This is a genomic window from Erwinia sp. OLFS4, from assembly GCF_002752165.1.
GTDB lineage: Bacteria > Pseudomonadota > Gammaproteobacteria > Enterobacterales > Enterobacteriaceae > Izhakiella.
On the sequence record NZ_MOMB01000014.1, the window covers coordinates 22,933 to 34,384 of the forward strand.

At 49.3% G+C, this 11,452-nt stretch carries 11 protein-coding genes and 1 rRNA gene; 4 read left to right on the top strand and 8 right to left on the bottom strand.

What is annotated here, in order from left to right; all coding sequences use genetic code 11:
• Positions 1-4 precede the first annotated feature (4 nt).
• Entirely contained in the window at positions 5-1,414 is a 1,410-nt protein-coding gene (gene glnG / locus BL249_RS05125) for a nitrogen regulation protein NR(I) (RefSeq protein WP_099706677.1), read from the top strand.
• 111 nt (positions 1,415-1,525) lie between these two features.
• A complete protein-coding gene (locus tag BL249_RS05130; protein ID WP_096777768.1) occupies positions 1,526-1,636 on the top strand; it encodes a YshB family small membrane protein in 111 nt (36 codons plus the stop codon).
• Positions 1,637-1,704: 68 nt separating this feature from the next.
• Here BL249_RS05130 and hemN read toward each other — a convergent pair whose 3' ends face one another.
• Both hemN and yihI read right to left on the bottom strand, forming a co-directional pair.
• Positions 1,705-3,078: an oxygen-independent coproporphyrinogen III oxidase gene (gene hemN / locus BL249_RS05135; RefSeq protein ID WP_099706678.1), complete on the bottom strand. Its 1,374-nt coding sequence runs from the start codon at positions 3,076-3,078 to the stop codon at positions 1,705-1,707.
• 236 nt (positions 3,079-3,314) lie between these two features.
• The gene (gene yihI, locus BL249_RS05145) at positions 3,315-3,830 is read right to left on the bottom strand and encodes a Der GTPase-activating protein YihI (protein WP_099706680.1); all 516 of its coding nucleotides are present in this window, start codon (positions 3,828-3,830) and stop codon (positions 3,315-3,317) included.
• A 537-nt stretch (positions 3,831-4,367) separates the two neighbouring features.
• Here yihI and yihA point away from each other — a divergent pair.
• Positions 4,368-4,991 carry a ribosome biogenesis GTP-binding protein YihA/YsxC gene (yihA, locus tag BL249_RS05150; protein WP_099706681.1) on the top strand — a complete coding sequence of 208 codons (624 nt, stop codon included), beginning with the start codon at positions 4,368-4,370 and terminating at the stop codon, positions 4,989-4,991.
• A gap of 92 nt (positions 4,992-5,083) precedes the next feature.
• Here yihA and BL249_RS19465 read toward each other — a convergent pair whose 3' ends face one another.
• The 5 genes from BL249_RS19465 to BL249_RS05170 form a co-directional block, all read right to left on the bottom strand.
• Entirely contained in the window at positions 5,084-5,131 is a 48-nt protein-coding gene (locus tag BL249_RS19465; protein ID WP_071892919.1) for a spot 42 RNA, inhibition of DNA synthesis, read from the bottom strand.
• 240 nt (positions 5,132-5,371) lie between these two features.
• On the bottom strand, positions 5,372-8,161 hold the full coding sequence (gene polA, locus BL249_RS05155) for a DNA polymerase I (RefSeq protein WP_099706682.1): 2,790 nt from the start codon (positions 8,159-8,161) through the stop codon (positions 5,372-5,374).
• Positions 8,162-8,619: 458 nt separating this feature from the next.
• Entirely contained in the window at positions 8,620-9,249 is a 630-nt protein-coding gene (gene dsbA / locus BL249_RS05160; RefSeq protein ID WP_099706683.1) for a thiol:disulfide interchange protein DsbA, read from the bottom strand.
• 50 nt (positions 9,250-9,299) lie between these two features.
• A complete protein-coding gene (locus BL249_RS05165; protein WP_099706684.1) occupies positions 9,300-10,286 on the bottom strand; it encodes a serine/threonine protein kinase in 987 nt (328 codons plus the stop codon).
• A gap of 70 nt (positions 10,287-10,356) precedes the next feature.
• Complete coding sequence (locus tag BL249_RS05170; RefSeq protein ID WP_099706685.1) at positions 10,357-10,626, bottom strand: YihD family protein; 270 nt, start codon at positions 10,624-10,626, stop codon at positions 10,357-10,359.
• A gap of 59 nt (positions 10,627-10,685) precedes the next feature.
• Here BL249_RS05170 and mobA point away from each other — a divergent pair, with 59 nt between their 5' ends.
• Complete coding sequence (gene mobA / locus BL249_RS05175; RefSeq protein ID WP_446717708.1) at positions 10,686-11,264, top strand: molybdenum cofactor guanylyltransferase MobA; 579 nt, start codon at positions 10,686-10,688, stop codon at positions 11,262-11,264.
• A gap of 63 nt (positions 11,265-11,327) precedes the next feature.
• Here the strand turns inward: mobA and rrf are convergent.
• Positions 11,328-11,443: ribosomal RNA gene (rrf, locus tag BL249_RS05180) — 5S ribosomal RNA — on the bottom strand.
• Between the last annotated feature and the right edge of the window lie 9 nt (positions 11,444-11,452).

The window sequence follows — 11,452 nt, forward strand, 5'->3', positions numbered from 1 at the left end:
CTCTATGCAACGAGGGATAGTCTGGATCGTCGATGACGATAGCTCCATCCGTTGGGTGCTTGAACGTGCGCTCACAGGAGCCGGATTAAGCTGTGCCACTTATGACAGCGCAAATGATGTACTGGAAGCGCTGGCAACCAAAACCCCGGACGTTTTATTGTCAGATATTCGTATGCCTGGCATTGATGGTCTGGCATTACTGAAACAAATAAAGCAGCGCCATCCAATGCTGCCGGTCATCATTATGACGGCACATTCTGACCTTGATGCGGCGGTAAGCGCCTATCAGCAAGGGGCTTTTGATTATCTGCCAAAACCGTTTGATATTGATGAAGCCGTCGCGCTGGTGGAACGAGCGATCAGTCATTATCAGGAACAACAGCAGCCACGCAATCAGCCTGTCAACGGACCGACCGCCGATATCATCGGTGAAGCACCGGCGATGCAGGATGTTTTTCGCATTATTGGCCGGCTGTCACGTTCATCAATTAGCGTACTGATCAATGGTGAATCCGGTACCGGCAAAGAGCTGGTGGCCCATGCGCTACATCGCCACAGCCCGCGGGCGAAATCCCCTTTTATCGCGCTGAATATGGCGGCTATTCCGAAGGACTTAATTGAATCTGAGCTGTTTGGTCATGAAAAAGGGGCCTTTACCGGTGCCAATCAGATTCGCCAGGGTCGCTTTGAACAGGCCGACGGCGGCACGCTATTTCTTGATGAAATTGGTGATATGCCGCTGGATGTTCAGACCCGTTTATTGCGGGTTCTGGCCGATGGCCAGTTTTACCGGGTCGGTGGCTATGCCCCGGTAAAAGTCGACGTCCGTATTATTGCAGCCACCCATCAGAACCTCGAACTACGTGTGCAGGAAGGAAAATTCCGTGAAGATTTATTCCATCGCTTAAACGTAATCCGCATTCATCTGCCGCCGTTACGCGAACGTCGCGAAGACATACCGCGGCTGGCACGTTATTTTTTGCAGGTTGCCGCGCAGGAACTGGGTGTCGAGGCCAAAATTCTTCATCCGGAAACCGAAATCGCGCTGACACGTCTGCACTGGTCCGGCAACGTGCGCCAGCTGGAAAATACCTGTCGCTGGCTGACAGTAATGGCCGCCGGACAGGAAGTGCTGATTCAGGATCTGCCGGGAGAACTGTTTGAAAGCACCACGCCGGACAGTCCGATCCAGTCATTGCCAGACAGCTGGGCAACATTACTGGCACAGTGGGCCGATCGTGCATTACGCTCCGGTCATCAGAACCTGCTCTCGGAAGCACAACCCGAGATGGAGCGCACGCTGCTGACCACCGCGTTGCGGCATACTCAGGGGCATAAACAGGAAGCCGCAAGATTACTTGGCTGGGGCAGGAATACCTTAACCCGCAAACTGAAAGAACTTGGTATGGAATAATTCATTTAACATCGATTAGATGTTGATATTTTCGTCAAATAATCGTTATTCCGCGCTTTACTTGGCGACAACATTGAGTATTATTCCCGTCGGCTATCGGGGGGAATAATTATGTTTGAAACTATTTTTCATCTTTTGTCACAGGCATCACAGCATACCCATACGCCGCAAACTGCTTTTGTCGCGATCCTGTGCGCGGCGATGTTCAGCTTTTTTAGCTGAAACGGAATATGCCCGGTTTAAGCCAGCCGGGCGTTTTATCTGACTGCAATACCCGAAATAAACTGCCATCAGATGACCCGTGAATACTGACGCTGCTCGAGTTTACGCTGTAGCCTGTTGTCAAAACACATACAAATATTACGAATCAGCAAGCGTCCTTTGGCCGTTACGCGCAATCCCAGCGCTGAACATTCAATCAGCCCGTCAGCCACCATCGGCTGTAGCCTTGCCAGGTCATCAGCAAAATAACGTTGCGCATCAATGCCCCAATGCTGATTAAGCCGCATAAAATCCAGCGAAAAGTTACAAATAAGAGACTTGATCACATCACGACGCACACGGTCGTCAGTAGTGAGGTCCAGTCCACGAGCCACAGCACTGCCCTGCGCCTCAATCCGCTGCGCCCAGCGGCGTAATTCTTTGTCATTCTGACCGTAACTGTCGCCCATCATGCTAATGGCAGAAACCCCCATTCCCAGCAAATCACAATCCCCCTGCGTGGTATAACCCTGAAAATTGCGATGCAACTGTCCGCGACGTTGGGCCTGCGCCAGCTCATCATCAGGCAGGGCAAAATGATCCATACCAATAAACTGATAGCCGGCCGCGCAGAGCGTTGTAATTGTTTGCTGTAAAATCATGAGCTTATCACTGGCAGGCGGTAACTCCGCCTCGCGAATTTTACGCTGGGCGGCAAACAGTGTCGGCAGATGAGCATAATTGAATACGCTTAGCCGGTCCGGACGCAGCGCCAGAACCCGTTGCAGGGTGAAAGCAAAACTCTCCGGAGTCTGCATCGGCAGACCGTAAATTAAATCAATACTGGTTGATTTGAACCCCATCTGACGGGCCCGGGCGACTAAAGCGAAGATAAATTCTTCATCCTGCACCCGGTTGACCCGCTCCTGCACCGTTTTATTAAAATCCTGGACGCCCATACTCAGGCGGTTAAAACCCTGTTCAGAGAGATGATCGATTAACGTTAGCGGGATTTCGCGCGGATCGATTTCAATGGAAATTTCTGCATCACGGGAAAAATCGAATTCGGCGCGTAACAGCGTCATTAGCCGCTCAATCTGCCCGGCAGTTAAAAACGTCGGGGTGCCGCCGCCCCAATGCATCTGGCTAACTTTGCGCTGACGAAACAGTGCAGCCCGCGCTTTGATTTCCTCTGCGAGCGTCACCAGATACGCTTCTGCTTTATGCTGCTGACGGGTAACCTGCTTGTTGCAGCCACAAAAATAGCAAAGCCGGTGACAAAACGGTATGTGCAGATAAAGCGACAACGGCCGGTCAGGATAGCGGTTTGCTGCTATGCGAAAAGCTGACTCCTGCCAGCTGTCATTAAAATCCAGAGCCGTCGGATAAGAGGTATAACGTGGCCCCGAGGCATTATATTTTTCAATCAGCGCCTGATCCCATTCAATCTCCGGCATGCTCATGGCGTTTCTCCCTGCGGGGTGGTTCACGAAGATATCCGCGCGATGGCGGCCTGGCGTACTGAATGCTGGCACGTCGCTGCAAGCGACTTTTCCGGCTGGTCAGACGGAAAAGTTTAACGAATTGCCAGCCCAGGTAACATGCCAGAATAAGACCAGTAATTGATCCAGACCAAATAATCATGGGATATCGCCGTCAAACAGCGCGTCACTGAGGGAGAATCAGTCCTGTTGCAGCATCAGGACTGGCCACCTTTGAGCAACCGGTACATATCTTCTTCGGCATCTTCTTCATCAGCATCGTCATCCAGCGCAATACCCAGCTGCTCCATCAACACGTCGATACGATCCAACGTCTGGTCCAGCCAGGCCTGTTCTTCACCGCTGAGCGCATCACCGCTTTCCAGCCTGTCGAGTAAAGCATCCAGCCGCGCGTCATTTTCCAGCATTGCCAGCTCTTCCTGCGGCGACATGATGGCTTTTTGCACGTCCGGCTGTGCTGGTTTATTTGCTGAAGCGGTTGTGGTTGCCTTTACACCGCCGAGTGGAACCGGGGTTTTACTGCCAATACGCGGATCTTTTGGCCTGGCGCTGCCCCCGGCCTGTTGTGCTGGCCGTCCCGGATTGCCACGGCTACCCGCCGCATTGCCACGATGTTTCTTGTCACGCTTGCGATCGCGTGCTTCCTGATTCAGCGTTTCCCGTGTCTTACGTTTAGGTTTACTGCCGGAAGAAGTGCGTGCAGGTTGCTTCATGTTATTGTCTCAGTGATTTTCCTCAGGGGATTGCCGCGGAATCTAGCAGAAAGTCCTGAAAGAAAAAAGGCGACAGGTCACCCTGTCGCCTTTTTTTCGCACCTTCCGCAGAAGGGCTGACCTTGTCAGCATCCTTGTTAGCTTACAACGTCCCGGTTTATCCCTTTGCCCACAGCTCTCCTGAGCTTATCCATCCCTTTCGTTTCGTCCAGAAAACAATTCCTGCCCTGCCCTTTATCATCCTGAAGTTCCCTGAGCTCTTCTTCCTGAGGGTGTTCTTCCTGAACACTACAATAAATGTAGCTTAACCATTTAAAGTCTCAAGATAGTAAGTTGCGAAAAACTTATCAAATCATCATAAAATGTTATACTGGGTTGTTTTTAAAATATTTTAATTGTCATAACCAGAAAAAATACAGTTTAATCTCGCAAACTTTATGGCAAATGTCTTACAAAAAACGGCAAAAATCAGTTAAGGAGAACTTCTTACGCATTCCCGGTATAATTCTACGCAAAATCTAATCTGGAGCATTAATTGTGTCTGCCTGGAATTATCACGTTACCCACTTTGTCACCAGCGCGCCGGACATCCGCCACCTTCCTGCTGATATCGGAACGGAAGTGGCTTTTGCCGGACGGTCTAACGCCGGGAAATCAAGCGCGCTCAATACGCTGACTAACCAAAAAAACCTTGCCCGCACCAGTAAAACACCGGGGCGCACGCAGCTTATTAATCTGTTTGAAGTGACGGAAGGAAAAAGACTGGTCGACTTGCCAGGATATGGCTATGCCGAAGTCCCTGAAGAGATGAAACGTAAATGGCAGCGTGCATTGGGCGAATATCTGGAGAAACGAGCCTGTCTGCGCGGGCTGGTAGTCCTGATGGATATCCGTCACCCTATGAAAGATCTCGATCAACAAATGATTGAATGGGCGGTAGACAGCAATATCCCTGTTCTGGTGCTGCTGACAAAAGCAGATAAGCTGGCATCCGGTGCGCGTAAAAGCCAACTAAATCATGTAAAAGAAGCCGCACTGGCTTTTATGGGTGATGTCCAGGTTGAGATGTTTTCATCACTGAAAAAAATAGGTGTCGATAAACTTCGTCTTAAACTGGACAGCTGGTTTGCTGCCGCAGATGAGCTATCGCCGCCGGCGTGATAGCTTTTTTAGTATAATTTTCAGAACCTTTGGTCATCGATTTTAGCCAATAAAAAACGCCCCAGTTACATAATAACTGGGGCGGCTAATATTCAGCCAAATCCGATTACGTGAAGTAAAAGGTCTGAAAGATAGAACATCTTACCTCTGTACCCTACGTGTTCAACTCTACCCGATTTTTTCTAACCAACAAAGCACTTTTTGTAATTTCTTTTCATAAATTACGGATGATTTCCAGACATCACTCACACTATGGTGACGCCACTGTAGATAAATTATCCCAAAAATGCTTTCCCATTAATTAGTTAGTAAATCTAATATTTATCGGCTATCAGCGGGTCGCATTCTCATGCGGGAACAAATGCCTTCCGGAAAAATACTCAATGCGCTTTATCCCAGTTGTCTCCGGTTCCAATATCAACCTGCAATGGCACATCAAGGATCATACCGGCCTCCATCCGCTGACGAATCTCTGACGACGCCGCATCAATTTCACTTTGCCGAACTTCAAAAACCAGTTCGTCATGGACCTGCATGATCATTTTCACCGCCGGTTTTTCCCGTAATAACCACTCATCCACCGCGATCATGGCGCGCTTAATAATATCAGCGGCCGTTCCTTGCATCGGAGCATTGATTGCCGCCCGCTCAGCCGCTTTACGTCGGATTGCGTTACCGGATTTAATATCCGGCAGATACAGCCGTCGTCCCTCAAGGGTTTCCACATAGCCCTTTTCCGCCGCGAGGGCGCGCGTAGTTTCCATATAATTCAGCACGCCAGGGTAGCGTTCGAAATAGCGATCCATATACTTTTTCGCTTCACCAGCGCCAATATTCAACTGTCGGGAAAGGCCAAAGGCGCTCATACCGTAAATCAGACCAAAATTTATTGCCTTCGCGCTACGACGCTGCTCGCTGCTGACTCTATCCAGCGCCACCCCAAAGACTTCTGAAGCCGTTGCTTTGTGAATATCCTGTCCTTCAGCAAAAGCGGTAAGCAGCCCTTTATCCTGAGACAGATGCGCCATAATTCGCAGTTCTATCTGTGAATAGTCAGCCGCGAGAATAACGCACCCTTGCGGTGCAATAAAAGCCTGGCGGATACGACGGCCCTCATCAGTACGTACCGGAATATTTTGCAGATTCGGATCGGTTGAGGACAGACGGCCGGTTGCGGTCACCGCCTGGTGATAAGAAGTATGAACGCGTCCGGACTGCGGATTAATCATCTGCGGCAGCTTATCGGTATAAGTGGATTTCAGCTTCGACAAACCACGATGTTCAAGAATAACTTTAGGTAACGGATGGTGGAGCGCCAGTTCTGCCAGTACTTCTTCACTGGTAGAAGGTGCTCCCCCGGGGGTTTTTTTTGTCGGTTTGATACCCTGCTTTTCAAACAGAATAGTTTGCAACTGCTTAGGTGATGACAGGTTAAACGGCTCGCCCGCCAGTTCATGTGCCTGCTGTTCCAGTTCAGCCAGCCGGCCACTCAGCTCTTTTGAATGTTCAGAGAGGATTTTTTGATCAATCAGTACGCCGTTACGCTCAATGCGTGACAACACGTTAAGTAATGGCATCTCAATGTTTTCAAAAACTTTTCTCGGACCAGCTTCTTCTTTCAGCTCAGGCCACATCTTAAGATGCAATTGCAGGGTAACGTCAGCATCCTCAGCAGCATAGTGTGCTGCCTGCTCAAGGGCTATCTGGTTAAACGTCAGCTGATTCTTACCCTTACCCGCAATATCTTCAAAACTAACGGTTTTGTGATTAAGCCAGCGCTGCGCCAGGCTATCCATATCATGCCGGCCAGCAATGCTGTTAAGCATATAGGATTCAAGCATTGTATCATATTCAACACCCGCCAGCTGGATGCCGTAATTCTCCAGTACCCCGCGATCATATTTCAGATTCTGGCCGATTTTACCCGGCGTGGTACCTTCAAGCAGAGGCTTAAGTTTTGTCAGCACATAGTCGGGATCCAGCTGTGATGGCGCATCAATATAATCATGAGCAACCGGCAGATAAGCTGCTTCCCCAGGGGTAACGGCAAAAGACAGACCGACAATTTTCGCGCTCAGCGTATCCAGCGAATCGGTTTCCAAATCAAAAGAAAACGCCTTACTGTGACTTAACTTGTCCAGCCAGCGGTTAAAAGTCTCGTCATGCAGAATAGTGACGTAACCTTCAGATGAAAGCACGCTGGTTGTTGCCGCCTGAGACGGCTGGGCAAGCTGGGCTGCAACCTCTTTTTGTTTCGCTGGATTGCTATTTCTTCCCTGCAACCATTTACCTTCTTCGACGTCGCTCAGCCAGCGCTTAAACTCGTAATGCGCAAATAATTTTAGCAACGCCGCCACATCCGGTGGATTAACCGTAAGGGCATCCGGTGTTTGTGCCAGTTCCACATCTGTTTTGATAGTCGCAAGCTGATATGAAAGGAAAGCCAATTCTTTATGCTGCTCCAGCTTAGCCGCCATCGTTTTGGCGCCACGAAAGCCCAGATCGGCGACTTTATCCAGGGCAGAATAGAGCGATTCAAGTCCGCCAAGCCCTTTAAGCAGTGCCTGGGCAGTTTTTTCCCCTACACCCGGTACGCCTGGAATGTTGTCAGAGGAATCTCCCATCAGCGCCAGAAAATCAATCATCAGTTCAGGGGGAATACCGTATTTTTCGACCACTTCTTCCGGACCAAGAATCGCATTGTTCATCGTGTTGATCAGCGTGATATTCGCCGTGACCAGCTGCGCCATATCCTTATCACCAGTGCTAATCAACACAGAGCGTCCCTGTTTTTCCGCCTGCTGCGCCAGGGTACCAATTACATCATCCGCTTCAACACCACTGACCGCCAGCAAAGGCAGTCCCATTGCCGTAACCATTTGGTGCAAAGGTTGTATTTGCGCCCGCAACTCATCTGGCATAGGCGGTCGATGCGATTTGTAGTGTTCAAACAGCTCATCACGGAAGGTTTTGCCTTTGGCGTCAAAAACAACCGCCACATGAGAAGGCTGATACTGTACCAGCAGGCTGCGTAACATATTAACTACGCCATACATTGCGCCGGTCGGCTCGCCTGCACGATTCGTTAACGGGGGAAAAGCATGAAAAGCGCGGTACAGATATGATGAACCGTCAACAAGAATAAGCGGATTTTCTGCGATTTTGGCCATTGTTATAGCATCTTCAGTCGTTGTCTGATTATCACTAAGGATGCCACAGCTCGGCGCCAAAGACGACGCAACCGGCTTAATTAACCCTAAAGGGAAAGTACATTTGCGGCAGATCGTCCCCGATCATCCTGTGGGTAACTTTGTGCGTAAAATTACTAAAGTATTTACATTCAAGAAACAATCATCTGACCAATAAGTATAAAAACTTATAAATCAATTAATTAAAAACAATCACTGTGATGTTTTTCACAGCGAATATTCTGATACCAGTGTGGATATAAATTATGATGTCGAAGACGATGCTTTCGACAGATATTGCTGAATAGTGAATGATCTACGAAATTTCCGGCAGTTTTTTTCCGCTTTACTGGCAGCAAGAACAAGAATCAAACACAGCGCTCTTACTGACCAGCAAGTTCCGGAGTTCAGAGCGCAGTCAGGGTGATTTTATCGACCCTTTATTGTTTTTTCAGCAGGAAGTTAACCAGGTTCGCATAGTCCTGAACAAAGTTTTCCTGAGAAGATGTATCCAGCCCACCGTTGTTAATCATATATTTACCATTAACAAATATCGCCGGCACGCCACGCAGATTCATGTCTGTGGCAGCTTTTTGCTGCTGAGCAACCAGCGCTTTAACCGCAAAACTATTCCATGCCGCATCATAATCTTCTGGCGAAATTCCCGCCGCTTTAACAAAAGTCGCCTTCACACTGGCCGCATCTGAGATAGTCTGATCTTTCTGAATACCATCAAACAGCGGAGCGGTCACCTTATCTTCGACACCTAAAGCTATCGCCACAGCCCAGGCATGGGTAACCACCGGACCTAAATCGCCGCCGAGAAAATCAACATGGTATTTAGTCAGTTTTACATTGGCAGGTAAATTTTTCTTCACGGCATCATTTACATGCCAGATACGTTCAAACTGGTAGCAGTGCGGGCAGAAAAAGGAGAAAAACTCCAGTACCTGGGGTTCACCGGCAACAGGTTTGTCTACGGCAACATACTGTTTCCCTTCGCTATAGGTTGCGGCAGAAACGCCAAAAGCCAATACCAGCCCCATCAGCGCAAAAAAAATCTTTTTCATGGAAAAAACCTCTTCTCATTGTGTCCTAATCAGGCAGCAGATTTTACCTGCTAAAAGCCTGGTATCAGCTGTACAGGCGGTTCCTGCAACAGCCTTTCCTGTTCAGTAAATAATGCAATTTGTCGGCGCCAGAAGTCTTCATCTGTCATCCAGGGAAAACTCCGTGGAAAAGCAGGATCCTGCCAACGGCGTGCAACCCACGCCAGATAATAAACCATACGCATCGCGCGTAAAGGCTCAATCAGTGACAATTCGTTAGCATCAAACTCACTAAATTCCTGGTAAGCCTCAAGCAGTACCTCCCACTGCAGCCGCTGCTCCTGCTTATCGCCATTGATGAGCATCCAAAGGTCCTGGATTGCCGGTCCCATGCGAGCATCATCCAGGTCAACAAATAGCGGACCATCCCGCCAGAGAATATTACCAGGATGACAATCACCGTGAAGACGTAATGGCCGCCACTGAGTATGCCAGTACTTTTGTAAAGTTATGTTCAGCCGCGCCAGAGCGGCAGAAAAGGCCGCGCGTAATCCCTGAGGGATCAGCTGACACTGTTGCAGATGAGCCAGAGGTTCTTCAATATACTCCTGCAAACCTATCTGCGGACGAACCTGAAAATTCGCCTTACGCGCACTCTGATGCATACGCCCTAAGTAGCGACCAACCCATTCCAGTTGGTCAAGATTATCCGTTTCATATTGCCGGCCGCCCATACTGGGGAAAACCGCAAACATGAAGCCCTGATGAGTCAATAATGTACGGTTATTTAAGGTTAACGGGGCGACGACCGGCACCTCATCTTTTTGCAAATCATATGCAAAATGATGCTCCTCCAGAATTTGCGCCGCACTCCAGCGCTGTGGACGATAAAATTTCACCACAAAGCGCTGCTTATCTTCATCGCTAATTTGATAAACGCGATTTTCATAGCTGTTCAGCGCAGTCAGGCCCGATGCTACGCGAATCCCGTTGTCCCACAAGGCATCGAGAATAGCGTCAGGTTCCAGCGTGGAAAAATTAAAGGCGGGTTCGGTCATTCTGCATATCCAGCATGGGGAAATTTATCGGTGCACAGCATAACATTAAAACCGCAACAAGGCGGCCCGACTACTCCTTGATAATACCGCGCGCACGAAGCAAAGCGGTTTTAAAATCCACTTCATAATCCTTTTGCAAACCGGGGATCATGCTGTCTTTCGCCGCATTACGCATTTTCAGCTGGTAAATCAATATATCATCATTCAGCTCTGCCAGTGGCCCATCAAACCCCGCTTCCTGTGCCAGTTTCTGTAAAAATTGCATCAGATGTAAATCGGGATCATCCTGCCAGGCGGCCGTAAGAAGTTCAATCAGTTCATTGAGACGAGAGTTTTTCATGATACTTTCCTGAGTGAGAACGTTAGACAATACGGGAAATCAGCCCGGTTTGAGGATATATGCATAGCAACATTTTACCCATTAGCGGCGCACTGTTAGCCGGTGGTCAGGGTAGTCGTATGGGAGGCAAAGACAAAGGCTTACTGATATTACAAGATTGCCCTCTCTATCAACACGTACTGCGCAATTTACAGCCTCAGGTTACTAGTGTAGTGATCAATGCTAACCGGAATATTGATCGCTATGCGCAAAGTGGGCTAGCCGTTATTCGCGATAGCTTAGCAGACTATCCAGGTCCTCTGGCAGGCATACTGGCGGTGCTTAACGTTGTGACGAGCGGTTGGGTTGCCTTTGCACCCTGCGATATGCCCTGGCTTCCGGCTGACTGGGTTAACCGACTCTGGCAACACCGGGAAAACGCCCCCGCGGTTTGGGTTAAAAGCCAGCAACGTGACCATCCGACGCTGGCCATCATCAGCGCAGATCTTCGTGGAGAATTGCAGGATTATCTTGCTACTGGCCAGCGCCGGTTAATGCAATTTCTGATGCAGGCGGGTGGCCATGCCGTCAGACTGAATGACGAAGAACGCTGCTTTGCCAATATAAATACCCCAGCGGATTTAACCACCGGCCGCTGAGTCCGGCCAGCAGAAACAAAAAAGCCCCATGCTTGCGCACGGGGCTTGTTCGTTTTATTTAATGCCTGGCAGTTCCCTACTCTCGCATGGGGAGACCCCACACTACCATCGGCGCTACGGCGTTTCACTTCTGAGTTCGGCATGGGGTCAGGTGGGACCACCGCGCTAAAGCCGCCAGGCAAATTCTT

Coding starts and splice junctions, on each gene's coding strand:
- glnG (WP_099706677.1), top strand. CDS start 5: ATGCAACGAGGGATAGTCTGGATCGTCGATGACGATAGCTCCATCCGT.
- BL249_RS05130 (WP_096777768.1), top strand. CDS start 1,526: ATGTTTGAAACTATTTTTCATCTTTTGTCACAGGCATCACAGCATACC.
- hemN (WP_099706678.1), bottom strand. CDS start 3,078: ATGAGCATGCCGGAGATTGAATGGGATCAGGCGCTGATTGAAAAATAT.
- yihI (WP_099706680.1), bottom strand. CDS start 3,830: ATGAAGCAACCTGCACGCACTTCTTCCGGCAGTAAACCTAAACGTAAG.
- polA (WP_099706682.1), bottom strand. CDS start 8,161: ATGGCCAAAATCGCAGAAAATCCGCTTATTCTTGTTGACGGTTCATCA.
- dsbA (WP_099706683.1), bottom strand. CDS start 9,249: ATGAAAAAGATTTTTTTTGCGCTGATGGGGCTGGTATTGGCTTTTGGC.
- BL249_RS05165 (WP_099706684.1), bottom strand. CDS start 10,286: ATGACCGAACCCGCCTTTAATTTTTCCACGCTGGAACCTGACGCTATT.
- BL249_RS05170 (WP_099706685.1), bottom strand. CDS start 10,626: ATGAAAAACTCTCGTCTCAATGAACTGATTGAACTTCTTACGGCCGCC.
- mobA (WP_446717708.1), top strand. CDS start 10,686: ATGCATAGCAACATTTTACCCATTAGCGGCGCACTGTTAGCCGGTGGT.